This window comes from Pseudomonas sp. MF09156 (assembly GCF_059862305.1).
Window position 1 is genome coordinate 66,233 of the sequence record NZ_JCBCUR010000002.1, and the last position, 24,361, is coordinate 90,593.

General features: G+C 61.7%; 26 protein-coding genes. 10 read left to right on the forward strand and 16 right to left on the reverse strand.

Going from position 1 to position 24,361, the window contains the following annotated elements; genetic code table 11:
- Nucleotides 1-5: 5 nt before the first annotated feature.
- From AC19YY_RS06030 to prlC, 4 genes are all read right to left on the reverse strand, one after another.
- On the reverse strand, nt 6-1,790 hold the full coding sequence (locus AC19YY_RS06030; RefSeq protein ID WP_169954100.1) for a GMC oxidoreductase: 1,785 nt from the start codon (nt 1,788-1,790) through the stop codon (nt 6-8).
- A gap of 2 nt (nt 1,791-1,792) precedes the next feature.
- Nucleotides 1,793-2,545, reverse strand: coding sequence for a gluconate 2-dehydrogenase subunit 3 family protein (locus AC19YY_RS06035; RefSeq protein WP_500603961.1), 753 nt, complete (start codon nt 2,543-2,545; stop codon nt 1,793-1,795).
- Between the two features lie 291 nt (nt 2,546-2,836).
- Entirely contained in the window at nt 2,837-3,112 is a 276-nt protein-coding gene (locus AC19YY_RS06040) for a YheV family putative zinc ribbon protein (RefSeq protein WP_029290288.1), read from the reverse strand.
- Entirely contained in the window at nt 3,109-5,160 is a 2,052-nt protein-coding gene (gene prlC, locus AC19YY_RS06045; protein WP_500603962.1) for an oligopeptidase A, read from the reverse strand. The genes AC19YY_RS06040 and prlC overlap by 4 nt, the downstream gene beginning before the upstream one ends.
- Before the next feature lie 101 nt (nt 5,161-5,261).
- On the opposite strand from prlC, the gene AC19YY_RS06050 reads away from it, so the two are divergent.
- Nucleotides 5,262-5,804: a gamma carbonic anhydrase family protein gene (locus AC19YY_RS06050; RefSeq protein ID WP_170041989.1), complete on the forward strand. Its 543-nt coding sequence runs from the start codon at nt 5,262-5,264 to the stop codon at nt 5,802-5,804.
- A complete protein-coding gene (locus tag AC19YY_RS06055; RefSeq protein ID WP_500603963.1) occupies nt 5,801-6,460 on the forward strand; it encodes an HAD family hydrolase in 660 nt (219 codons plus the stop codon). The genes AC19YY_RS06050 and AC19YY_RS06055 overlap by 4 nt, the downstream gene beginning before the upstream one ends.
- A gap of 85 nt (nt 6,461-6,545) precedes the next feature.
- Here AC19YY_RS06055 and AC19YY_RS06060 read toward each other — a convergent pair whose 3' ends face one another.
- A complete protein-coding gene (locus AC19YY_RS06060) occupies nt 6,546-7,589 on the reverse strand; it encodes an aminopeptidase (RefSeq protein WP_170041990.1) in 1,044 nt (347 codons plus the stop codon).
- An 87-nt stretch (nt 7,590-7,676) separates the two neighbouring features.
- Between AC19YY_RS06060 and AC19YY_RS06065 the strand changes: the two genes are divergently transcribed.
- Nucleotides 7,677-8,105: a PA0061/PA0062 family lipoprotein gene (locus AC19YY_RS06065; protein ID WP_170041991.1), complete on the forward strand. Its 429-nt coding sequence runs from the start codon at nt 7,677-7,679 to the stop codon at nt 8,103-8,105.
- Here the strand turns inward: AC19YY_RS06065 and AC19YY_RS06070 are convergent, their stop codons facing one another.
- Both AC19YY_RS06070 and AC19YY_RS06075 read right to left on the reverse strand, forming a co-directional pair.
- A complete protein-coding gene (locus tag AC19YY_RS06070; RefSeq protein ID WP_057439267.1) occupies nt 8,106-8,345 on the reverse strand; it encodes a DUF1161 domain-containing protein in 240 nt (79 codons plus the stop codon).
- 147 nt (nt 8,346-8,492) lie between these two features.
- Nucleotides 8,493-8,924, reverse strand: coding sequence for an OsmC family protein (locus tag AC19YY_RS06075; protein WP_003170750.1), 432 nt, complete (start codon nt 8,922-8,924; stop codon nt 8,493-8,495).
- A gap of 212 nt (nt 8,925-9,136) precedes the next feature.
- On the opposite strand from AC19YY_RS06075, the gene AC19YY_RS06080 reads away from it, so the two are divergent.
- Nucleotides 9,137-10,138 carry an LLM class flavin-dependent oxidoreductase gene (locus AC19YY_RS06080; RefSeq protein WP_029290274.1) on the forward strand — a complete coding sequence of 334 codons (1,002 nt, stop codon included), beginning with the start codon at nt 9,137-9,139 and terminating at the stop codon, nt 10,136-10,138.
- 56 nt (nt 10,139-10,194) lie between these two features.
- Here AC19YY_RS06080 and AC19YY_RS06085 read toward each other — a convergent pair whose 3' ends face one another.
- Entirely contained in the window at nt 10,195-10,419 is a 225-nt protein-coding gene (locus tag AC19YY_RS06085) for a DUF1161 domain-containing protein (protein ID WP_169954092.1), read from the reverse strand.
- Between the two features lie 115 nt (nt 10,420-10,534).
- Complete coding sequence (locus tag AC19YY_RS06090) at nt 10,535-10,750, reverse strand: dodecin (protein ID WP_029290270.1); 216 nt, start codon at nt 10,748-10,750, stop codon at nt 10,535-10,537.
- 155 nt (nt 10,751-10,905) lie between these two features.
- On the opposite strand from AC19YY_RS06090, the gene AC19YY_RS06095 reads away from it, so the two are divergent.
- Complete coding sequence (locus AC19YY_RS06095) at nt 10,906-11,232, forward strand: ElaB/YgaM/YqjD family protein (RefSeq protein WP_016969656.1); 327 nt, start codon at nt 10,906-10,908, stop codon at nt 11,230-11,232.
- Here AC19YY_RS06095 and AC19YY_RS06100 read toward each other — a convergent pair.
- Nucleotides 11,229-12,125, reverse strand: a complete 897-nt coding sequence (locus AC19YY_RS06100; RefSeq protein WP_170041993.1) for a LysR family transcriptional regulator — start codon at nt 12,123-12,125, stop codon at nt 11,229-11,231. The genes AC19YY_RS06095 and AC19YY_RS06100 overlap by 4 nt on opposite strands.
- Before the next feature lie 108 nt (nt 12,126-12,233).
- Between AC19YY_RS06100 and trpB the strand changes: the two genes are divergently transcribed.
- Both trpB and trpA read left to right on the forward strand, forming a co-directional pair.
- Nucleotides 12,234-13,460, forward strand: coding sequence for a tryptophan synthase subunit beta (gene trpB, locus AC19YY_RS06105; RefSeq protein ID WP_169954090.1), 1,227 nt, complete (start codon nt 12,234-12,236; stop codon nt 13,458-13,460).
- Nucleotides 13,461-14,270, forward strand: coding sequence for a tryptophan synthase subunit alpha (trpA, locus tag AC19YY_RS06110; RefSeq protein WP_172313863.1), 810 nt, complete (start codon nt 13,461-13,463; stop codon nt 14,268-14,270).
- Between the two features lie 45 nt (nt 14,271-14,315).
- Here the strand turns inward: trpA and AC19YY_RS06115 are convergent, their stop codons facing one another.
- The 6 genes from AC19YY_RS06115 to AC19YY_RS06140 all read right to left on the reverse strand — a co-directional run bounded on the left by AC19YY_RS06115 (nt 14,316) and on the right by AC19YY_RS06140 (nt 20,009).
- Nucleotides 14,316-15,632 (reverse strand): MFS transporter, encoded by a 1,317-nt coding sequence (locus AC19YY_RS06115; protein ID WP_029290257.1) that lies wholly within the window; start codon nt 15,630-15,632, stop codon nt 14,316-14,318.
- Nucleotides 15,633-15,783: 151 nt separating this feature from the next.
- The gene (gene dgoD / locus AC19YY_RS06120; protein ID WP_032857121.1) at nt 15,784-16,932 is read right to left on the reverse strand and encodes a galactonate dehydratase; all 1,149 of its coding nucleotides are present in this window, start codon (nt 16,930-16,932) and stop codon (nt 15,784-15,786) included.
- A gap of 47 nt (nt 16,933-16,979) precedes the next feature.
- Nucleotides 16,980-17,600, reverse strand: coding sequence for a 2-dehydro-3-deoxy-6-phosphogalactonate aldolase (locus tag AC19YY_RS06125; protein ID WP_170057455.1), 621 nt, complete (start codon nt 17,598-17,600; stop codon nt 16,980-16,982).
- A gap of 1 nt (nt 17,601) precedes the next feature.
- Nucleotides 17,602-18,540, reverse strand: a complete 939-nt coding sequence (locus AC19YY_RS06130) for a 2-dehydro-3-deoxygalactonokinase (protein WP_500603964.1) — start codon at nt 18,538-18,540, stop codon at nt 17,602-17,604.
- 163 nt (nt 18,541-18,703) lie between these two features.
- The gene (locus AC19YY_RS06135; protein WP_169954086.1) at nt 18,704-19,030 is read right to left on the reverse strand and encodes a DOPA 4,5-dioxygenase family protein; all 327 of its coding nucleotides are present in this window, start codon (nt 19,028-19,030) and stop codon (nt 18,704-18,706) included.
- 31 nt (nt 19,031-19,061) lie between these two features.
- Nucleotides 19,062-20,009 (reverse strand): choline sulfate utilization transcriptional regulator, encoded by a 948-nt coding sequence (locus AC19YY_RS06140; protein ID WP_432754821.1) that lies wholly within the window; start codon nt 20,007-20,009, stop codon nt 19,062-19,064.
- A gap of 103 nt (nt 20,010-20,112) precedes the next feature.
- Between AC19YY_RS06140 and betC the strand changes: the two genes are divergently transcribed.
- From betC to AC19YY_RS06155, 3 genes are all read left to right on the forward strand, one after another.
- The gene (gene betC, locus AC19YY_RS06145; protein WP_172313857.1) at nt 20,113-21,627 is read left to right on the forward strand and encodes a choline-sulfatase; all 1,515 of its coding nucleotides are present in this window, start codon (nt 20,113-20,115) and stop codon (nt 21,625-21,627) included.
- 18 nt (nt 21,628-21,645) lie between these two features.
- Nucleotides 21,646-22,563 (forward strand): choline ABC transporter substrate-binding protein, encoded by a 918-nt coding sequence (gene choX, locus AC19YY_RS06150; RefSeq protein ID WP_432754819.1) that lies wholly within the window; start codon nt 21,646-21,648, stop codon nt 22,561-22,563.
- Between the two features lie 151 nt (nt 22,564-22,714).
- A complete protein-coding gene (locus AC19YY_RS06155) occupies nt 22,715-24,277 on the forward strand; it encodes a SulP family inorganic anion transporter (protein ID WP_500603965.1) in 1,563 nt (520 codons plus the stop codon).
- Nucleotides 24,278-24,361: the final 84 nt, after the last annotated feature.

Consider the following 24,361-nt stretch of genomic DNA (forward strand, 5'->3'; position numbering starts at 1 on the left):
GCTCCTTATGCCTGAACCAGCGGGCCGGGATTTTTCAGGTACTGCTCGCGTATCGCCCGGGCCGACCAATAGGTCAGCGCCGCCACCAGGCCCGTAGGGTTGTAGCCCAAGCCTTGTGGGAAAGCGGATGCGCCTGGGACAAACACGTTGTGCACATCCCAGCACTGCAGGTAGCGGTTCAACGCGCTGGTCTTCGGGTCGGTACCCATGATCGCGCCACCGTTGAGGTGCGTGGTCTGGTAAGACGCGGTGTTGAAGTGCTCGCCGACCTTCTTGCCGAGTACGGCAATCGCCTTGGGGTTCATCGCTTCGGCGATCTTGCCCATTTTCTCGACCATGAAGCGGTTCATCTTGATGTCGTTTTCCTGCCAGTCGAAGGTCATGCGCAGCAACGGCAGGCCGTAGGCATCACGGTAAACCGGGTCCAGATCGAGGTAGTTGCCCCGGTAGGATTGATGAGCGCCATGGGCGTCCATCGACACTTGGTGGGTGTAGTAATCGGCCGTGGCGCGCTTCCACGCACTGCCCCAGGCCGGCGTGCCCGGTGGGTTGGAGGTACCGGCAATCGGCCGGCTGCCCGCCTGGTTGACCCACATCGGCGAGCCGCCGACGAAGCCATGGGGGCCATGATCAAAGTTATCGGCGTTGAAGTCGTCCACCGCCACGCCATTGCCGCCAGCGCCGATGAAGTTGTTGGTGTGCACGTCTTTGTCGAAGTAGGCCTTGATGGTGGCCATGTTCTGGTAGGCGAAGTTCTTGCCCACCACCCCTTCGCCCGTGATCGGGTCGTAGGGCTTGCCGATGCCCGAGAGCAGCATCAGGCGCACGTTGTGGAACTGGAAGGCGCCAAGAATCACCAGGTCTGCCGGTTGCTCGATCTCGCGGCCCTGGGCGTCGATATAGGTCACGCCAGTGGCCTTGCGCTTGGTGCTGTCGAGATTGACTTTGAGCACGTGGGAATTTGGCCGCAGTTCAAAGTTCGGCACCTGGCGCAGGGCCGGCAGGATGTTCACGTTGGGCGATGCCTTGGAGTACATGTAGCAGACATACCCGCTGCAAAAACCACAGAAGTTGCACGGCCCCATCTGCGCGCCATAGGGGTTGGTGTAAGGCCCCGAGGTATTGGCCGAAGGCAGGTTGTAGGGCTTGTAGCCCACGGCAGTGGCGGCCTGCTGAAACAGCTGCGCCGAGTAGGTATTTTTCTGCGATTCCAGTGGGAAATGGCTGGAACGATCCGGCGCGTAAGGGTTGCCGCCCTTGCCTTCACCCACCAGTTGGCCCTTCACGGTCCAGGCCTGGCCGGAGGTGCCGAAGACCTTTTCGGCGTAGTCAAAGAACGGTTCCAGTTCTTCGTAGCTGACGCCGAAGTCCTGGATGGTCATGTCCTTGGGAATGAAGTTTTTGCCGTAGCGTTCTTCGTAGTGGCTGCGCATGCGCAGTTCGATAGGGTCCACCCGAAAATGCACGCCCGACCAGTGCAGGCCCGCGCCGCCTACGCCGTTGCCCGGGAGGAAGGCGCCCAACTGACGGTTGGGCAGGGCGATGTCATTCACGCTATGGCGAATGGTCACAGTTTCCTTGGAAATGTCCTGGAACAGCTTTTTGCGCACGCTGTAGGTCAGTTCGTCGATCACTTGTGGGTAATTGCCGTCCGGGTAGGTGTCCTGCATCGGGCCGCGCTCCAGCGCTACCACGTGCAAGCCGGCTTCCGTCAGCTCCTTGGCCATGATCGCGCCAGTCCAGCCAAAGCCGACGATGACTGCATCCACTTTCTTCATGATGGTCGCCACGTTTATGCCCTCTCGCCACGGATGGAAACAGCCGGGAAGGGGTATTGCTCGTTGCGTTCAACCCAATCCATGAAATCGGCGCGGGCGCCGGGGAAGCCGATCATGGTCCAGCCGACCATGCCTTTGTTGCCGCCGTGGATCGGGTCGCAGAAGAACCCTTCCTTGGTGTTTTGCAGCAACAAGTTGAAGAAAATCTTCGGCGGGACCGCGGCGAAATGCTCGCCGGTTTCGGCACCTCCCGCCTCCAGGCGGCGCAGCAAATCATCCTGGGTAGCGCTGTCTTGCCCAGCAAATGTTTTACCGTTGAACGCTTTCGACCAGGAATCCGTGGCAGCAATACCCAGGCGATAGATCTCCTTGGGCACCAGTTTGCTCTGCCAGCCCATCTCGGGCGGTGCGTCGGCATTGAACGGGCCTTGCATGAACCACAGGGCGCCGCTGGCGTAGGGCGTGTTCATCTGCCGGTCGATGTATTCCGGTGCACCGGCTTCCAGGGCACCTGGGCCTTGGGCATCTGCGGGGATCAGGCGCGCGACGGCCGCGTTGACGAAGGCCCACTCCTCAGCGGTGAAGTAACTGGGCTCGTAGGTCTTTTCGCTGGTAGGTGCCTTGGCCGGGCTGGCCTGGACAGGCTCGGGCGTGGCCATCAGCATCGAGCCGCCAAGGCCGGTGCTGGCAACCGTGACCACCGGGATCAAGGTCAAGGATTTGCGCAAAAAGTCACGCCGGGGGTTGTCTCGATCTTGATCAGACATGGTGGCACCTCATCATGTGGTCACGGGTTTGAGCAGTCGCTTCATGGAGCGGCTTGTCGTTGTGGATGTAATCAATGGTTACAAATGATAGCAGGCTAAGGAATGAGAGAACCGTTTCAGCCAGGAAAATCGAGAAATGCGCGCAAAAAAAAGTGGGAACAGGCTTGTGTAGGAGCTGGCTTGCCTGCGATGCAGACACCTCGGTGTATCAGTGACACCGAGGTGATGCTATCGCTGGCAAGCCAGCTCCTACATGAGCCTGTTCCCACAGGTTGGACGGAGTAAGGTCCGTCAGTCTTTTTTCAGCTTGGGATTAGGGAAGAACTGCACCGCCTGCACCTTGGGGTCCGCCGGCGCTTTCAACGCCGAGGTGTTGACCCGCGTGCCCAATTCCTTGGGCACCGACAAACCCTGGTCGTTGAGCGTGTCGGTATAGCCACAGGCCACGCATTCGCGATGGGGCACGCTGTCTTCGGTCCACATCTTCAACTTGTCCGGCTCGCTGCACGCCGGGCACACGGCGCCGGCGATAAATTGCTTTTTGGTGATCACAGGCCCGTCACTCATGCTGCCGCGTCCTCACTCAGGCCGCTGTGGCGCAAGAGTGCGTCAATCGACGGTGCGCGTCCGCGGAAGTCGACGAACAGCACCATCGGCGCCTGGGAGCCGCCACGGGCCAGGATCGCCTCGCGGAAGGCCCGGCCAGTCTCGGCATTGAGCACGCCGTCTTCTTCGAACTTGGAGAAGGCATCTGCCGACAATACTTCGGCCCACTTGTAGCTGTAGTACCCCGCCGCGTAACCGCCGGCGAAGATATGCGCGAAGCTGTTGGGGAAGCGGTTATAGGCCGGCGGACGCATCACCGACACCTCGTCGCGCACGCCTTCGAGCACCTGCGCCACGCTGCGGCCATCACCGTGGGTGGCATGCAGTTCAAAGTCGAACAGCGAGAATTCCAGCTGGCGCACCATCATCAGGCCAGACTGGAAGTTCTTCGCCGCGAGCATTTTTTGCAGCAGGTCCTGGGGCAATGCTTCGCCACTTTCATAGTGACCGGAAATCAGCGCCAGGCCTTCAGGTTCCCAGCACCAGTTCTCCATGAACTGGCTCGGCAACTCCACCGCGTCCCAGGCCACGCCGTTGATGCCGGACACGCCCGCATGTTCGACGCGGGTCAGCAGGTGGTGCAGGCCGTGACCGAATTCGTGGAACAGGGTGGTGACTTCATCGTGGGTCAGCAGGGCTGGCTTGCCGCTGTCGGCCGGGGTGAAGTTGCACACAAGGTTAGCCACCGGGCTTTGCAGCACACCCTCGGCGGTGCGCCGACGATCCCGGGCGCCGTCCATCCAGGCACCGCCACGCTTGTTGGCGCGGGCATACAGGTCGAAGAAGAAGCGGCCGACGTGCTGGCCGTTTTCCTTGATTTCGAACAGGCGAACATCCGGGTGCCAGGTGTCGAAGCCTTTCTGCTCGGCGATCTCGATGCCATACAGGCGCTGGACGATGGCAAACAGCCCGCCCAGCACTTTGTCGATCGGGAAGTAGGCACGCAGGGCTTCCTGGGACACGCTGTAGCGCTGTTCACGCAGCTTTTCGCCGTAGAAACCACTGTCCCAGCTTTGCAGGTCGTTGCAGCCTTGTTCGGCGGCGTAGGCCTTGAGCTGTTGCAGGTCCTGGTTGGCGAATGGCTTGCTGCGTTTGGCCAGGTCGCGTAGGAAACTGAGTACCTGGTCGCTGGATTCGGCCATTTTGGTGGCCAGGCTCAGTTCGGAGAAAGAAGCGAAACCGAGCAGTTGGGCCAGTTCCTGACGCAAGTCGAGGATCTGTTCCATCACCGGGCCGTTATCGTTCTGACCGGCATTCGGGCCTTGGTCCGACGCACGGGTGCAGTAGGCCGCGTAGATTTCTTCGCGCAGGGCGCGGTCGTGGGCGTAGGTCATCACCGCGTAGTAGCTGGGGAACTCCAGGCTGATCAGCCAGCCGTCGAGGCCTTTGGCCTGGGCCGCAGCCGCCATTTGCGCCTTGGCCGAGTCGGTCAGGCCGGCGAGGGTGGCTTCGTCGGTGACGTGCTTGGTCCAGGCCTGGGTGGCGTCGAGCAATTGGTTGGAGAACTTGCTGCCCAGTTCGGAGAGTTTGCTCTGCACCTCGGCGTAGCGCTTCTGCTGCTCAGGCGGCAGGTCGATACCCGACAGGCGGAAGTCGCGCAGTGCGTGCTCCAGAATGGTTTTTTGCGCCACGTCGAAACCGGCCGCTTGCGGGCTGTTGGCCAGGGCTTCGAAGGCCTGGAACAGCTCGCGGTTCTGGCCCATCTCGGTGGAATAGGCGCTCAATGCCGGCAGGCAGGCCTCATAGGCCTCACGCAGTTCAGCGCTGTTGCACACGGCATTGAGATGGCTGACCGGGCTCCAGGCGGCGCCCAGGCGGTCGTTGAGTTCATCCATGGCCAGGACCAGGCCGGCCCAGGTCGGATTTTTCCCCTGGCTTTGCAGGATGCCTTCGATGGCGACGCGGTTGTCGGCCAGGATCTGTTCGATGGCCGGTTGGACGTGCTCGGCACGGATCGCCGAGAACGGCGGCAGGTCGTAGGACTGCAAAAGAGGGTTGTTCGCGCTCACGGTTGGCACCTTGGCTGAAGAAACAGGTAAGACAAAGATGGGGCCATCTTAATTACAATCAACGTCCACCGCAGCTATCAACCAAACAGAGAGAGGCTATCGTGACCCTTCGCACCTATCAGAATCACACGCCAACCCTCGGCGCCGGGGCTTTCGTCGATGCTTCGGCGGTGGTGATCGGCGATGTTCAAATCGGCGCCGACAGCTCGGTCTGGCCGCTGACGGTGATTCGCGGCGACATGCACCGCATCCGCATCGGCGCGCGCACCAGCGTGCAGGACGGCTGCGTGCTGCACATTACCCACGCCGGGCCCTTCAATCCTGACGGTTTCCCGCTGCTGATCGGCGACGATGTGACCATCGCCCACAAGGTCATGCTCCATGGCTGCACCGTCGGCAGTCGTATCCTGATCGGCATGGGCAGCATTGTGATGGACGGCGCGGTGGTTGAAGACGATGTGATCATCGGCGCCGGCAGCCTGGTGCCGCCGGGCAAAAAACTTGAAAGCGGCTTTTTGTATGTGGGCAGCCCGGTTAAACAAGTCCGCGCGCTTTCTGACAAGGAACGCGCCTTTTTCACCTACAGCGCAGCGAACTACGTGAAGCTCAAGGACCTGCACCTGGCAGAAGGATTCGACCGATGACCCTGGATTACCAAACCGTCCTGTTTGACCTGGACGGCACCCTGACCGATCCACGGGAAGGCATCACCCGCTCGATCCAGTACGCCTTGGCCAAGCTGGGCATCGATGAGCCGGACCTGACCAAGCTCGAACACTTTATCGGCCCGCCGCTGCTGCAAGCCTTTATGCAGTTCTACGATTTCGACGAGGCGCGGGCCTGGGAGGCGGTGAATTTCTATCGCGAGCGCTTCAAAGTCACCGGGCTCTATGAAAACCGGGTGTTCGATGGGGTCATGCCGTTGCTGGAGGAGCTCAATGCCCAGGGTCGCCAACTGTATGTGGCCACCTCCAAACCGTGGGAATTTGCCCGGGAGATCGCCCGGCATTTCGATTTCGCCAAGCACTTCAAGGTGATTTACGGCAGTGAATTGGACGGTACCCGCACCAACAAGGTCGAGCTGATCGCCCATTTGATGCACGAGGAAGGCCTGGATCCGGCCAGTACCTTGATGATCGGCGACCGCAAGCACGACCTGATCGGCGCACGTAGCAACGGGCTGGATGCAGCGGCGGTGGGGTATGGGTTTGGTAGTTTTGCCGAGTTGAATGCTGAAGCGCCGCGCTGGCATTTTGAGACGCTGGAGGAGATGCATCAGGCGTTTTTGCGGCGGGCTTGAGACCGCTATCGCGGGCAGGCCCGCTCCCACATTGGACGGTGTTCACACATCAACATGTGGGAGCTGGCTTGCCTGCGATGAGGCCCTAAACGTCACCGCTTACCAACTGCCGCAACGCTAATTTGCGCTGTTCCACCGGCAAGCGCCCCAACTGCTCCACGGCGCCGTAGAACCTCAGCCAATCCCCGCCCTCCCGGCGAAACAACGCCGCAAACGCCGGTACCCACTGGTCATACAGCCCAAACGGCAACAACCGCGCATTGTTCATCGGCTGATTGACCCAGGCGTCATAACGCGGGTCGCCGCCCCACTGGCTGTCGCGCATCTGCCGATACTCACGGCGCAAGCGCTCGAATTCGGCCGCCTTGGCCTGGCGCATCGCATCTGCGGCCAACGGCTGCGCATACAGGCGCTCCAGGCGACTGCGGGTGTCGAGGATCAGTTGGATAAACTGGTCGCGCTGCTTCAGCGTCGATTCGCTTGCAGGCGCCAGGCCACGGGCCGCGCGCCATTGCCGGGTGCCTTCCTGCTCGACGAAGGTGGCAAACGACTCATTGAACTCCGTGTCGTCCTTCACATAAAAACGCTGGTGCGCCAGCTCGTGAAAAATCACCGTGGCCAGGCGCTCATCACCCCAGCGCATCATCGAACTCATGATCGGGTCATTGAACCAGCCGAGGGTGGAATAGGCCTCGACGCCGCCAATCGACACATCCATGCCACGCAGTTGCAACAACGCAGCCTCGCCCCGGGCCGCGCCCTGAGTGTAATAACCGCGATAGGCCACGCAGCCGGCAATCGGGAAACAATGGGTCTGGGGTAACAAAGAAAACTCTGATGTAGCAAAGACATTCCAGACTACGTACGGCCGGCCGATATCGGCGTAAAGGCGGTAGCTCTGGTTGTCGGGCAAATGCAACTGTTGGCTGGCAAAGGTGCGTGCCTTCTGGGATTGCGCCAAATGCTCACGCAACACTTGCGGGCGCGTCGGATCGGCGATCACCTTGGCCACCGGCTCCCGCGCCTGCAGCAGCTGCCATTGGCCGCTGGCCAACTGGCTGTAATAGCTGACACTGGAACAGCCACCGAGCAATAGGCACGTCAGCCCCGCCAATAAATGCCGCACCATCTCAAACCGCTCCACAATCTTTGGCCCGCCAGACTAACTGGCTGGCAGGGGTTATGCTCATACCATTCCTACGGTTGAGTGCCCACTATGCGTCAGCTCTTGCTTCCCTTGGCGGCGATTTTTCTCAGCGCCTGCGCCTCCACCCCGATCCCGCCAGCCGACCCGCAACAGGCCTGGGTCGATTTTGCCACCCCGACACCCGGCGCCAAGCTGGTCATGGCGCAACGCCTGGACGGCAAGGCCCTGGACGATGGGCGCTACTTCCAGGTGCCACCGGGCAGCCACGAGTTGATGGTGCGTTTTGATTTTGAAGTGTATGCCGGCGCAGGCCTGGGTGGCGGGCTGAACCAGCCCCAGGAGCGCACCTGTTTTATCACCCTGCAATACGACCAGTTCCAGGCCGGCCAGCGCTACCGCCTGGAAGGGCGCTCGCTGGGCTTCACCCCGAATATCCGGCTGTATGACGCCCAGCGTCAGTTGCTGGCCGAGGAACGCAGCGTCAACTGCATTCCCTGATCAGTCATCGTTGCGCTGGTAGATGATGCGCTTGGTGCCGTTTTCGCAGGAGCCGACGATCATGGCTTCGTCATGATTCTTGGCTTCTTCGGCGGTGATGATTTCCAGGGTGTAGGACGGGATTGCCTTGGCCTGTAGGCCGACTTCAATCTCTTTCCTGAGCTCTTCACAGTCTTTGGGCGCGGCCATTGCCGATGTGGCCAAAACACCGCAGATAATCGCCAAGGCAAAACGTTTCATGTGTGAAGCTCCCTAAATGCGCTGCGCACGGGTGTGCGCCAAAGGCTGCATGGGTATGAGACCACATTTGCGAAACGCGAGTTCTGATTTAACGCAGAACAAAATGTGGGGGCGAGCAAGCCCGCTCCCACATTGGACCTGCGCAGATCAGTTGACGAGGGTGCCATCCAGGGTGATGGTGGCGTTCAGCACCTTGGATACCGGGCATCCTTCCTTGGCCTTCTTGCTCAGTTCATCGAACTGCGCCTGGCTCGCGCCGGGGATCTTGGCCTTGAGGATCAGGTGGACTGCGGTGATCGCAAAACCACCGTCCACCTGGTCCAGGGTCACTTCGGCCTGGGTGTCGATACTGTCAGCCTTGAGGCCGGCATCGCCAAGAATCATGGAAAAGGCCATGGAGAAGCAGCCGGCATGGGCCGCGCCGATCAGTTCTTCAGGGTTGGTACCCTTGCCACCTTCGAAACGTGCCTTGAAGCCGTAGGGGGCTTCGCGCAATACGCCGGTTTCGGTCGAGATCGAGCCCAGACCGGTTTTCAGGTCGCCTTCCCAGTGTGCGGAGGCTTTTTTCACGATACTCATAGCGTTCTCCCAAGCAGTGGTTGTGCATCAGTAAGGTTCTGAGGATAGAACCTCTGGCAAAGTTCACCCTGTCGGAAAAACCAAGCGGGCAAGTAGGAAATTTCATGTCCGCTATTGAATCTCGGGTATATGCCCTCATTGCATAGGGCATGCACATGAAGCGGCAGGTTTTGGTTCGTCACAAGCCTGCGCCCCTATGGAGAAGCAGGCTTATGAAACCACTGTCCGATGTGAAGTTCTCGACCCTCGACCTGGTACCGGTGCGCGCCAATGGCAGCCCGGCGCAGTCGTTGCGCAATTCCCTGGACCTGGCCCAGCACGTGGAAAAGCTCGGCTACACCCGCTTCTGGGTGGCCGAGCACCACAATATGGATGGCATCGCCAGCTCCGCGACCTCGGTGCTGCTCGGCTACCTGGCCGGTGGCACTTCGACTATCCGGGTCGGCGCAGGCGGCGTGATGCTGCCCAACCATGCGCCACTGGTGATCGCTGAACAGTTCGGCACCCTGGAAAGCCTGTACCCCGGCCGGATCGACCTGGGCCTGGGCCGCGCACCCGGCTCAGACCAGATGACCGCCCGCGCCCTGCGCCGCGAACGCTCCGGCAGCGCCGATGACTTCCCGGAAGATGTGGCCGAGTTGATGGCCTACCTGGGCCCGCGCACCCCCGACCAACGGGTGATCGCCGTACCGGGCACCGGCACCAACGTCCCGGTGTGGCTGCTCGGTTCCAGCCTGTTCAGCGCCCAACTGGCCGGCGAGCGCGGTTTGCCCTACGCCTTCGCCTCCCATTTCGCACCGCGCATGATGCATGAGGCGATTCGCGTCTATCGCAATCACTTCAAGCCTTCGGCAGTGCTCGACAAGCCCTATGTGATGCTCGGTGTGCCGCTGGTGGCCGCTGATACCGATGAGCAGGCCAATTACCTGGCCACCTCGGTCTACCAGCGAATTCTCGCGCTGATGCGTGGGCAAAGCCTGGTGCAACGCCCGCCGGTCGACAGCATGGACGGCCTGTGGCTGCCCCATGAGAAGGACGCGGTAGGCAGTTTCCTAGGCCTGGCGATGGTAGGCAGCCCGGCGAAGATTCGCGCCAAACTGGAGGTGTTGATCGAGCAGACGGGCGCCGATGAGCTGATCTTTACCTGCGACCTGTACGAACATGCTGATCGGATTCATTCCTATGAGCTACTGGCCCAGGTGATGAAAGGCTGATCGGCAGACATAAAAACCGACGCTCTGGCGTCGGTTTTTATGTCTGCCGCACGGGATCACCTGCGGTTGTAGACGATTTCCTTGGTACCACCTTCGCAACTGCCGACCACTTCGCCGTTGGTTGCGCTGCCTTTTTCGACAATTTCCAGGGTGTACCCGGACGCACCATTGGCCTGGATCTTGGCGTCGATTTCGCTTTTCAGCTCGCCACAATCCTTGCCAGCCGCCAGGGCTGTACCTGCCAGGCTCAACAAACCTACCGCTAACAGAAACTTTTTCATCCGTTACTTTCCTTGCGCTGATCAAAAAATGTACGCCGACGCATAGGGCATCGGCGCCCAAAGGGTGTAGCGCAGGTTATGGCAATCGGCCAGCGTGCAAGTTCAACCAACCCCGTCAACTATTGGCAATACGAAAGCCCACCTTGAGTGTCACCTGGAAGTGCGCGGCCTTGCCGTCCTTGATGTGGCCACGGGTTTCGGTGACCTCAAACCACTCCAGGTGCTTGATGCTCTTGCTGGCCTCGGCCAGCGCATTGTTGATGGCGTCCTCGATACTGGTTGGGGACGAGCCCACCAGTTCGACTTTCTTGTAGGTGTGATGATCAGTCATGAGTGTTCTCCTGGGTCGATGAATGAAGCCTAGCAGTGATTCTTCTTACTGCTTCTGGCGACTCTTCTCACTTGAAAGTTCAGATTTACTGCACTTTCTGAAACCCCCGCAGTCGGAATCAACACACGTTACTCATTCACTCCAGGAGAGCCCACATGGCCAACACCTCTTTACGCAAAGCGTCATTGGAAAGCATGGAAGCCGAGATTTCGAGCCTGCTCAAATCCCTTGAGAGCCTCAAGGACGATGCGTCTGACGAGTCGCGCAAAACCCTGAAGGCCCTCAAAAGCAATGCCGAGAATGCCCTCAAGCACTCCCGCCACTTGATCAGCGACGCCTACGAAGAAAGCAAAGTGAAAATCCGCGAAACCGGGGCTGCCACCCGTGACTACGCACAGGAGCACCCTTGGACCACCGCCGGCGTTGCCGTTGGCGCACTGGGCCTGCTGGCGGCTTACCTGCTGTGCAAACGCGGTGACTAAACCGGCTGGCGCGCAAGCTCAGCCTTGAGCCATTGCGCCAGCTGCCGGGCGCGCCCATCCGCGGCGCGCTTGGGTAGCCACAACGCCAGTTGCGCCGGGGTTTGACTAAAACCCCATGGCGCAACCAGGCGACCGGCGCGCACGTCCTCCGCCACCAGCGGTTGCGGTGCGATCGCCACCCCAAGGCCAGCCACGGCCGCCTCCAGCAAATAATACAAATGCTCAAACCCCTGGCCGTACTTCAATGCCCCGGGCTCGATGCCATGGTGCTGTGCCCAATTGGGCCAGGCTTGCGGGCGCGAAGTGGTGTGCAACAGGGCTTCGCCCAGCAGGGCTTGGGCGGGTGCCTGGCGCAGGGCTTGGTAGTGGGCAAAGTGCGGGCTCATCACCGGGCCAATCCGCTCGCTCGCCAGCTCGTAGACCTGCATATCCGCAGGCCACGGCGGCTCGGCAAACAGCAGCAGGGCGTCCAGGCCCGGGCGCCTTGGATCAAGGTCGCCTTCGCCCGCCGATAGATGCAGGCGCAAATCCGGCAAGTCGGCATTCAAGCGCCCCAGGCGCGGAATAAACCAACGCGCCAGCAGACTGCCGGAGCAGCCAAGGACAAACGGCGCGTCGGCGCTGCTTTGGGTCAACTCCCCGCACACATCCCGCAGACGCTCGAACGCCTCGAAGCTGGCATCGCGCAGCCGCACGCCGGCATCTGTGAGTTTAATGCCGCGTCCATCCTTGACGAAAAGACTCACCCCAAGGTGTTCTTCCAACACTTTCAGTTGTCGGCTGACCGCACCGTGGGTCACATGCAATTGCTCGGCTGCCTGGCTGACGCTGTTGAGGCGGGCGGTGGCTTCAAATGCACGCAGGGCATTAAGCGGCGGAAGGTCTCGGCTCATCTGTGAGTTTTCCTGACAGGTTGCAGCGATCTTATCGGTTTTCACGGTCCGGCGTCAGGGGTAGAGTGGCCGTCATTGCCTCTCCCAACTTTCTTCCTGGAGCGCACCATGACTCAGTCCCAGACCGATTTACGCAACGGCCCTGACGCCAACGGCCTGTTTGGCGCGTTCGGCGGCCGCTACGTGGCGGAAACCCTGATGCCGTTGATCCTCGACCTGGCCCGCGAATACGAAGCAGCCAAGATCGATCCGGCCTTCAACGAAGAACTGGCCTACTTCCAGCGCGACTATGTCGGACGCCCCAGCCCGCTGTACTTTGCCGAACGCCTGACCGAGTTCTGCGGCGGCGCCAAGATCTACCTCAAGCGCGAAGAGCTCAACCACACCGGCGCGCACAAGATCAACAACTGCATCGGCCAGATCCTGTTGGCGCGGCGCATGGGCAAGAAACGCATCATCGCCGAGACCGGCGCCGGCATGCACGGCGTGGCCACCGCCACCGTTGCCGCGCGGTTTGGCCTGCAATGTGTGATCTACATGGGCACCACTGATATCGAGCGCCAGCAGGCCAACGTGTTCCGCATGAAGCTTTTGGGCGCCGAAGTGATCCCGGTGGTGGCCGGCACCGGCACCCTCAAGGACGCGATGAACGAAGCCCTGCGCGACTGGGTGACCAACGTCGACAGCACCTTCTACCTGATCGGCACCGTGGCCGGCCCGCACCCGTACCCGGCCATGGTCCGCGACTTCCAGGCCGTGATCGGCAAGGAAACCCGTACCCAGTTGCAAGCCCAGGAAGGCCGCCTGCCCGACAGCCTGGTGGCGTGCATCGGCGGTGGCTCGAATGCCATGGGCCTGTTCCACCCGTTTCTCGATGACACCAGTGTCCAGATCATTGGCGTCGAAGCCGCAGGCTACGGCATCGAGACCGGCAAGCACGCGGCCAGCCTCAATGGCGGCGTACCAGGCGTGCTGCACGGTAACCGCACCTTCCTGTTACAGGACGACGACGGCCAGATCATCGACGCCCACTCGATTTCCGCGGGCCTCGACTACCCCGGCATCGGCCCTGAGCATGCGTGGTTGCACGATATCGGCCGCGTCCAATACACCTCGGTAACTGACGACGAAGCCCTCGACGCCTTTCACAAATGCTGCCGCCTGGAAGGGATTATTCCTGCACTGGAAAGCGCCCACGCCCTGGCCGAAGTGTTCAAGCGCGCACCGAGCCTGCCCAAGGATCACCTGATGGTGGTCAACCTGTCGGGCCGTGGCGACAAGGACATGCAGACCGTGATGCACCATATGGAACAGTCTCAGCAGGAGAAACACTAAATGAGCCGCCTGCAAACCCGCTTTGCGCAACTCAAGGAACAAAACCGCGCCGCCCTGGTGACCTTCGTCACCGCCGGCGACCCGGGGTATGACACCTCCCTGGCGATCCTCAAGGGCTTGCCGGCAGCCGGCGCCGATGTGATCGAGCTGGGCATGCCCTTCACCGATCCGATGGCCGACGGTCCGGCGATCCAACTGGCCAATATCCGCGCGTTGGGCGCCAAGCAGAACCTGCTGAAAACCCTGCAGATGGTGCGCGAGTTCCGCCAGGGCAACAGCGATACGCCGCTGGTGCTGATGGGCTACTTCAACCCGATCCACATGTACGGCGTGCCGCGCTTTATCCATGACGCAAAAGAGGCCGGCGTGGACGGCCTGATCGTGGTCGACATGCCGCCGGAACATAACAGCGAACTGTGCGACCCGGCCCAGGCCGCAGGCATCGACTTTATCCGCCTGACCACGCCCACCACCGACGATGCGCGCCTGCCCACCGTGCTCAACGGCAGCTCCGGGTTTGTGTACTACGTGTCGGTGGCCGGTGTGACCGGTGCCGGTGCCGCCACCCTGGAACACGTGGAAGAGGCCGTCGGCCGCCTGCGCCGGCATACCGACCTGCCGATCAGCATCGGCTTCGGCATCCGCACCCCGGAACAGGCCGCCGCCATCGCCCGCCTGGCGGACGGTGTGGTGGTGGGGTCGGCGCTGATCGACCACATCGCCAATGCCAGCAACGACCAGCAAGCGATTGATGGGGTGTTGAGTCTGTGTGCAGCGCTGTCGGAAGGTGTGCGTAACGCCCGTAAATAAACGCCCCCCTTGTAGGAGCGAGCCAAGCTCGCTTCTACAACAGCTTTATTCCTTCAGCTCGATCCGCTCGACCTTACCCACCAGCAATATGTAGGACAGCGCCCCCAGCAACGCCAACACCGCAATGTAGGTAATCGCCGGCGCAAACGAATCGCCCGTGGCCAGAAAGCCAATGACGATAGGCGTGGTAATCGCCGCCAGGTTGCCGATGAAGTTGAACACCCCACCCGTCAACCCCAACAGTCGCGCCGGCGCCAGTGTCGAGACCAGCGACCAGGTGATCGACGCCAGGCCGTTGCCGAAGAACGCCACCGCCAGGAATGCAATCACCAGTGGCGTGGAATCCACGAAGTTGGCGCCGATGATCGCCGTGGAGATCAGCAGGCCACTGATGATCGGCAACTTGCGCGCAAACCCCACCGAGGCGCCACGGCGGATCAGCCAGTCGGAAAACAGCCCGGAACACAACACCCCGACAAACGCCGCGAGAAACGGCAGCGAGGCAAGCAGGCCGGACTTGATGAAGTCCATGCCGCGATATTTCACCAGGTAGGTTGGGAACCATGTCAGGAAAAACCACAGGGTCGAGTTCAGGCAGAACTGGCCCAGGTAGATGCCCCACAGCTTGCGTTTAGTCAGCACGATACCCAGGTCGACCCAACTGAAAGGCGCCTTGCGCTTGGCGGTTTGTGCATCCAGGTCCACCAGGCCGCCGCCTGCGCGGATCAACTCGATTTCTGCGCTGTTGACCCCTTTGAAATCCCGCGGCTCGCGGTACACCGCATACCACACCAGTGCCCAGAGGATGCCCACCGCGCCGGTGCTGATAAACACCATGTGCCAGCCATAGTGATGCTGCAACCACGCCAGTACCGGGGTAAGGAACGCCAGCCCGACGAACTGCCCGGACGTGTAGAAACCAATGGCCGTGGCGCGCTCACGCTCGGGAAACCAGCTGGTGACGACCCGACTGTTGATCGGATAAGCCGGCGCTTCCAGGGCACCCACCGCCATGCGCAACACAAACAGCGCGATAAAGCTTGCGGCGAACCCCAGCATCACCGTGGCAATCGACCACAACAGCAAAGCCACGGTGTACAAAATGCGCGGTGGCACCCGGTCCACCAGCCAGCCGCCGGGGATTTGCATGGCGGCGTAGGTCCAGCCGAACGCCGAGAAAATCAGCCCCACATGCACCGGGTCGATCCCCAGCTCGCTGGTCAGGGCCGGCGCGGCAATCGACAGGTTGCTGCGGTCCAGGTAGTTGATCACCACCGTGATAAACAGCAGGACCATGATGAAGTAACGCTTGCGGCTGGGCGTGACGAGGGACGCCTGGCCGGTGAGGGTTTCAGGGTGCATGGGGGGAGCCTCTTATTATGTTTATTGAGGTCGGTTAACGGCTACCGGGTTGAAAGTGGGAGCTGGCTTGCCTGCGATGGCGGCGGAACATTCAACATTGCTATCGCAGGCAAGCCAGCTCCCACACTGACCGCGTTCCGTCAGGTGACAATCACCACTCGGCAAAACTGCCATCGGCATGCCGCCAGATCGGGTTGCGCCAGCGGTGACCAATGGCCGCGCGCTCGATCACGTATTCCTCGTTGATCTCAATCCCCAGCCCCGGCCCGTTGGGGATTTTCACAAAGCCCTGGTCGTAGTCGAAAACTCCCGGATCGCGCACGTAGTCGAGCAAATCGTTGCTCTCGTTGTAGTGAATGCCCAGGCTTTGCTCCTGGATAAACGCGTTGTAGCAAACCGCATCCAGTTGCAGGCACGCCGCCAGGGCAATCGGGCCCAGCGGGCAGTGCAGGGCCAGGGCCACGTCGTAGGCTTCGGCCATGTTGGCGATCTTGCGGGTTTCGGTGATGCCGCCGGCGTGGGACGCATCCGGCTGGATGATGTCGACGTAACCTTCACTGAGCACACGCTTGAAATCCCAGCGCGAGAACAGCCGCTCGCCCAGGGCAATCGGGGTGCTGGTCAAAGGCGCCAGTTCCTTGAGCGCTTCGTAGTTTTCGCTGAGTACCGGCTCTTCGATAAACATCAGCTTGTACGGGTCCAGCTCTTTCATCAGCACCTTGGCCATGGGCTTGTGGACGCGGCCATGGAAGTCCACGCCAATGCCGACATTCGGGCCGACCGCGTCGCGCACGGCGGCCACGTTGGCCAGGGCCTGGTCGACCTTGTCGAAGGTGTCGAGAAATTGCAGCTCCTCGGTGCCATTCATCTTCACCGCCGTAAACCCCCGGGCCACGGCTTCCTTGGCCGCACGGGCGGTGTCGGCCGGGCGGTCGCCGCCGATCCACGAGTAGACGCGGATCTTGTCCCGCACCTGGCCGCCCAGCAGGTCGCTGACCGACACGCCGAGGGCCTTGCCCTTGATGTCCCACAACGCCTGGTCGATCCCGGCCAGGGCGCTCATATGAATCGCGCCGCCCCGGTAGAAGCCGCCGCGATACAGCACGGTCCAGATATCTTCGATATTGCGCGGGTCTTTGCCGATCAAGTAGTCGGACAATTCCTCGACCGCCGCCGCCACGGTGTGGGCGCGGCCTTCAACCACGGGCTCGCCCCAACCGGTTACACCCTGGTCGGTTTCCACTTTGAGGAAGCACCAGCGCGGCGGCACGATAAAGGTGGTCAGTTTGGTGATTTTCATCTTCTTATCTCTCTTGTCGGATGCGGCGCCTGAGGCGCCAGGCACACTCAGTTCAAGGCATTCCAGGCAGCGACATACGCCTGGGCACGGCTCGCCACCTGCTCGACCGTCATGCCGGGCTTGAACAGCCCGGAGCCCAGGCCAAAGCCCTTGACCCCGGCGTCGACGAACACTTGCATGTTGTCCGGGGTAATCCCGCCCACCGGCAGCAGGACCGTGCCGGCCGGCAACACCGCCAGCCAGGCCTTGACCACCGCCGGGCCCATTTGCTCGGCCGGGAACAGCTTGAGCACATCGGCCCCTTCGGCCAGGGCGGCGAAGGCTTCAGTGGGCGTCGCGACCCCAGGCGACAGGTACAGGCCCGCAGCTTTTGCGGCACGCAGCACCTTGGCATCGCTGTGGGGCATGACGATCACCTGGCCACCCGCCGCCTTCACCCGCTCCACCTGCTCGGGCGTCAGCACGGTGCCAGCGCCGATCAGGCAGTCGGCGGGCAACGTCTCACGCAGGGTGCGGATGCTGGTGTAGGGATCTGGCGAATTGAGCGGCACTTCGATCACCCGGAACCCGGCCTGGTACAGCACCTGGCCGACAGCGCCAGCCTCATCCGGGAGCAGGCCCCGCAGGATCGCGATCAAACCGTTGTGTGTGAGTGCTTGCTTGAGCATGTCAGGCCTCGATTGCAGGTTGAATGAGCCCGGCGGCCAGCGCCAGTTGCCACAGGCCGCGCTCGGTCGCTGCTTGCGCGAGGCTGACGTGGTGCAAACCACACAGGGCGAGGGCACGTTGGTAGCGGGCGCAGAGGGCGGCGGCGCCCACCAGGATGATCGGCGTGTGGCGCGCACGGTCGGGCAAGCCGGCCAGTTCATGACCGATCAGCAGGCCGGACAGGTAGTCGGGCTGCTGCTCAGGAGTCAGTTCTGCGGTCAACCCCAGGGTGCGCGCGCTGAACAGGGTCGACAGCACACCGCGCCGGCCATCCTCTGAAAGTGCCACGCGCACGCCCCGGTCAAAGGCGTCGGCCTGAAACTGCCCGACGCTCTTTTGCGTACGCCCCAGAATGCTGTGCGTGCTCAGCACTGCGAACAGTTCGCCGGTCATGAAGGTGTCGAAGTGGGTGATGCGGCCTGCGACTACCTCGACCCATTTGGAATGGCTGCCGGGCAGGCCGATCAATAATTCAGCGCTGGCTGGCTGGCTTTGCAGCACGCCGAGCACCTGGGTTTCTTCGCCGCGCATCACGTTGGGCACGATATGCACATCCACACCGCGCAAACTGCGCACCTTGTGCAGCGCCAAGCCCAGGCTGGCGACGTCGACCGGCGTATTGCGGTAGGCCGCCTCACCCCAACCCTGGGCGCTGCCGACCATGCCGCAGGCGATCACCGGCAGCTCGGGCTGGGCGTCGAGCCAGTCGCCGCACGCGGTATCAAAGGCCAGCTCAAACCCATCGCTGCAATGAACACCACCGATCAATCGCGGTGCACTGGGCAAATGCATGATCCCCGACGCCAGCGAGCGCTGTTCGAGGACCTGGCCACCTGGGCCGAGCTTATAGGCACGAAGGGAACTGGTTCCCCAATCGAGCGCGATCAATTGCGCCGGCATCGCTTCACCTGGAATGTGGCAGATGGCCGACTATAAACCTAAGGCTGAAAATATCTCAATATATAAATATCAATCCCATATAGTGGAACAACCCAGAAAAAATCCCCACGTCCCTGTGCTGTTCTTCGCACCAGAACGTGAGGACTTAACTGACAGCAACTGGTTAAAAAATCGACAAATCCAACGGCCGCATGGCGCCCATCCAGATCGCATAGTCGGTGTGATCCTTCAGGTCATCGCCGGTATCCGGGTGCAGAAACACCACCAACCCGTTGCGGTTGAGCGCCAGCCACGGCAGCGCCACGCCGATGTACTCGGGGTCGAACGCCAGCTGGCAGCTCCAGTCCGGATGCGGGCCCACCGGGCGCTCGTGCATGCGCCCCATGCGCACCGGGAAGATGGCCGCCGCGTCTTCGCAGAGCTTGCGCGCCTGGTCGAGGGTGCTGGCGTCGAAGTAGATATGGGCGTGGTAGCCCTTGATACGTTGCATGACTGGCTCCGGACTCGTTGATCGGCCGATCCTAGACCGCAATCGACGGCAGGGCCAGCCCGGCCAGGGACTGCGCGCTGCTGGCCTGCTCGGCCGCCAGCCAGTCGACAAACCGTTCGATCAACTGCCCGCGCCGTTTGCGCTGGGGCAACACCACGTAATAACCAAAGCGCGAGATCACCGTGTCGCCAATCGGCCGGCACAGCCATTTCTGCTCCAGCAGGTTATCCACCAGATGGCGCCAGCCGATGGCCACGCCCTGGCCGGCAATCGCCGCCTGGATCAACAGGGTGTAATTGTCGAAACGCAGCAGGCCGGGGGTCGGCGCGGCGGTGATGCCCAGTTCGCGAAACACCCCGTTCCAGTCGAACCACTGGCTGTTTTCCTGGCGCAGGTGCAATAGCGGCAGCTCCTGCAGGCTTTGTAGCGACAGCGGCGTGGCGCGGCCCTTGAGCAGTTGCGGGCTGCACACCGGGAACACTTCCTCGTTGAACAACCACTGGCTGTGGCCCTGGCGAAAACGCCCGTCGCCAAACAACACCGCCACATCGATGTCACTGCGCAAGGCCGCGTGGTTGCGCTCGCTGGTGACCAGGCTCACATCCACTTGCGGGTTGGCCTCATGAAAGCGATGCAGACGCGGCATCAGCCAGTAGGCGGCGAAGGCGAAGTCGGTCGCCACTTGCAACACTTCGTGCTGGTCCTGCTCCGTGATTAGCCCCAGGCCCGCATCAATGCTCTGCAATCCGGCCTGGACGTGCTCGAACAACAGCATGCCCGCGTCAGTCAATTCGATGCCCCGGTAGATACGGTCGAACAGGCGTACTGCCAGCTGTTCTTCCAGGCGCTTGATCTGCTGGCTGACGGCCGGCTGGGTGGTGCCCAGCTCCATCGCCGCCGCTGTAAAGCTGCGATGACGGGCGGCGGCTTCAAAGGCGCGCAACAGATCCAGCGACAGGTTTCCCAGGGCTTTATACATAAGCGGTGCTTATCCTAGACATTGCTTTTCATGGGCTTTACCACGGTTTCCATGGCCTGCATGCTCAATCGCATAAACACTGACTATGGAATGCCGAGAGACCATGAAGCGCAAGAACATTCTTTTCATCATGGCCGATCAAATGGCCGCGCCGTTGCTTCCGTTCTACGGCCCTTCGCCGATCAAACTGCCCAACCTCAGCCGCCTGGCCGCACAAGGCGTGGTGTTCGACGCTGCGTACTGCAACAGCCCGCTGTGTGCGCCGTCGCGTTTTACCCTGGTCAGCGGCCAGTTGCCGAGCAAGATTGGCGCCTACGACAACGCGGCGGATTTCCCCGCCGATGTACCGACCTATGCCCACTACCTGCGCCGCCTCGGCTACCGCACGGCGCTGTCGGGCAAGATGCATTTCTGCGGGCCGGACCAGTTGCACGGCTATGAAGAGCGCCTCACCAGCGATATCTACCCCGCCGACTACGGCTGGGCGGTGAACTGGGATGAGCCCGACGTGCGCCCCACCTGGTATCACAACATGTCGTCGGTGCTGCAAGCCGGCCCGTGTGTGCGCACCAACCAGCTGGATTTCGACGAAGAGGTGGTGTTCAAGGCCCAGCAGTACCTGTTCGACCATATTCGCGAGGACGGCGACCAGCCATTCTGCCTCACGGTTTCCATGACTCACCCCCACGACCCGTACACCATTCCCAAACCGTTCTGGGATCTGTACGACGACAATGACATCCCAATGCCTACAACGCCGGCCCAGGCCGACCTGGACCCGCATTCCCAGCGCCTGCTCAAGGTCTACGACCTGTGGGACAAGCCGCTGCCTGTGGATAAGATCCGCGATGCGCGGCGCGCTTACTTCGGAGCGTGCAGCTACATTGACAGCAACGTCGGCAAACTCCTGCAAACCCTGCAGGACACAGGCCTGGCCGAGGACACCATCATCGTGTTCTCCGGCGACCACGGCGACATGCTCGGCGAGCGGGGGCTCTGGTACAAAATGCACTGGTTTGAAATGGCCGCGCGAGTGCCGCTGCTGGTCAGTGCACCGGGGCAATTCAAGGCCGGGCGGGTGAGTGCGGCGGTGTCCACCGCCGACCTTCTGCCGACCCTGGTGGAGCTGGCCGGCGGCGAGCTGGACCCCAACCTGCCGCTGGACGGCCGCTCACTGGTCCCGCACTTGCAAGGGCAGGGCGGGCATGACGAGGTGTTCGGCGAGTACATGGCCGAAGGCACCATCGGCCCATTGATGATGATTCGCCGGGAGGCCTACAAATTCATCTACAGCGAGGACGATCCTTGCCTACTGTTTGATGTGCACCACGACCCACGTGAGCAAGAAGAACTCAGTCAGTCGCCGGCCCATCGTGCGTTGTTCGAGGCGTTCCTGGCCGAAGCGCGGGCCAAGTGGGACATGCCGGCGATCCACCAGCAAGTGCTCGCCAGCCAACGCCGTCGGCGCCTGGTATGCGAGGCGCTGGCGGTGGGCAAACTCAAGAGCTGGGATCACCAGCCGCTGGTAGACGCAAGCCAGCAGTACATGCGCAACCATATCGACCTCGACGATCTGGAGCGCAAGGCCCGTTATCCACAACCCTGCCAAAACCAATAAATCAGTAAGGGGAAGGCCATGCAAAAGTTATCCACAATCGTGAGTGCAGTGTTGTTGCTCAGTGCCACCCATGCGTATGCCGACACCCGTTGCGAGACGGTAAAGATGGCCGACCCCGGCTGGAGCGACATTGCCGCCACCAATGCCATCGCCGGTGTTTTGCTCAGCGGCATGGGCTACAAGGCCAAGATCGATACCCTGGCGGTGCCGATCACGTTTGGCGGGCTCAAGGACGGCCAGGTGGATGTGTTTCTGGGCAACTGGATGCCGGCGCAGCAGGGCTTCTATGACAAGTTCGTGGCCAATGGCGATGTGGTGCAACTGGCGAAAAACCTCGAGGGCACCCAGTTCACCCTCGCGGTGCCGGACTATGTGTGGGAGGCCGGTGTGCGTGACTTTGCCGACCTGAACAAATTTGCCGACAAGTTCGACAAAAAGATCTACGGCATCGGCTCCGGCGCGCCGGCCAACCTTTCGCTGCAGGAGATCATCAAGAAAAACGACTTCGACCTCGGCCAGTGGAAGCTGATCGAATCCAGCGAACAGGCGATGCTCGCCGAAGTGTCCAGGGCGGTGAAGCGCGAGCGTTTCGTCACCTTCCTGGGCTGGACACCGCACCCGATGAACGTGCAGTTGAAGATGCGTTACCTCAAGGGCGGCGAAAAATACTTCGGCGACACCGGCAATGTGTACACCCTGACCCGCAAAGGTTATGCACAGGCCTGCCCGAATGTGGCCAGACTGCTGACCAACCTTACGTTTACCCAGGATATGGAAAACAGCATCATGGCCGAGGTGGTGAACAACAAGGTCAGCAATGCTGACGCGGCGAAGGCATGGATCAAGGCCAATCCGGCGGTTTTGGACAAGTGGCTGGAGGGGGTTGAAACCCTCGATGGCCAGGATGCATTGGCGGCGGTCAAAGCCAAACTCTAAATATTGCCCTGGTTCCTACAGGTCTTCCTATCACCCTGTAGGAGCCGGCTGCCGGCGAAGAATTCGAAAACGCCGCGTTTTTTCAGGCAACCCGCGTTATCGTTATCCATCTTCGCGAGCAAGCTCGCTCCTACAGTATTTCGAGCGATCCATGTCCCGGCCCCACACTCTGCTCCCATTCCTGCGCTGGCTGCCACGCCAGACCCGCGCCAGCGTCGGCCGGGATGCGCTGGTCGGCCTCAGCGGCGCGGTGCTGGCCTTGCCGCAATCGATCGCCTACGCCCTGATCGCCGGCCTGCCCCCCGAATACGGCCTGTATGCGGCGATCATCCCGGTGCTGATTGCCTGCCTGTGGGGTTCGTCCTGGCATTTGATCTGCGGCCCGACGGCGGCAATTTCCATCGTGCTCTACGCCAGCATCAGCCCGCTGGCGGTGCCTGGCTCCCAGGACTACATCACCCTGATCCTGCTGCTGACCTTACTCGCCGGCGTATTCCAATGGCTGTTGGGCATGTTGCGCTTTGGCGCGCTGGTCAATTTCGTCTCCCATTCCGTCGTCCTCGGCTTCACCCTCGGCGCGGCAGTGGTCATCGCCCTGGGCCAGTTGCCCAACCTGCTGGGGCTCGACCTGCCCAGCCAGGCCACGGCGATCAACAGCCTGCTGGCGATGATCGACCATGGTGGCGAGTGGGATCGTCCGTCACTGGCCCTTGGCCTGGGCACCTTGCTGGTGGGCGCGCTGCTTAAATACTGCGTGCCGCGCTGGCCAAGCCTGTTGATTGCCCTGGCGGTAGGCAGCCTGGCGGCGTGGGCGTGGCCGGCGATGTTCGGGCATGTGGCGCGGGTCAGCTCATTTGTTGGCCAACTGCCGCCGTTCAGCCCGTTGCCGCTGGACCTGGACATGGTCCTGCGCCTGCTACCCAGCGCCGTGGCGGTGGGCATGCTGGGGCTGGTGACCAGCCTGTCGATTGCCCGCTCGCTGTCGGCGCGTTCGCAACAGTTGCTCGACGCCAACCAGGAAGTACGCGCCCAGGGTTTATCCAATATCGTCGGCGGATTTTTCTCCGGCTACCTGTCGGCCGGATCCTTCACCCGCTCGGGCCTGAGTTACGAGGCGGGCGCCTGTTCGCCGCTGGCGGGGGTGTTTTCGGCGTTGTGGGTCGCACTGTTTGCGCTGTTTGGCGCGGCGGTGATTGCGCACATCCCGATCCCGAGCATGGCCGCCAGCATCCTGCTGATCTGCTGGGGCCTGGTGGATCATCGGGGCATCCGCGCGCTGTGGCGGGTCAGCCGTGCAGAGTGTGTGGTGATGGGCCTGACGTGCCTGGCCACCTTGCTGCTGGAGCTGCAAACGGCAATCTATGCCGGGGTGCTGGCATCGCTGTTCTTCTACCTCAAGCGCACCTCGCAGCCACGGGTGCAGCAATGGCGCGATGGGGACGACGATGTGCTGCGGGTCGGTGGCTCGATCTTCTTTGGCGCCAGCCATTACCTGCAAGTGCGCTTGCAGCGCCTGCAAGGCCAGCGGGTGGTGATCGAGGCGCAGCAGATCAACTTTATCGACTATTCCGGGGTGGAGATGCTGCACCAGGAAGCGCGGCGGTTGCAGGGGTTGGGACGCAGCCTGACGCTGCGCCGGGCGCGGCCGCAAGTGGTGGAGGAGTTGAGGAAGCTGGAAGGGGCGGACAAATGCCCGATCCTTTTCGAAGACTGACACGGTAAAAACCTGTAGGAGCTGGCTTGCCTGCGATAGCGGTGTATCAGTGGCGCATCCGGCGCTGACCCACCGCTATCGCAG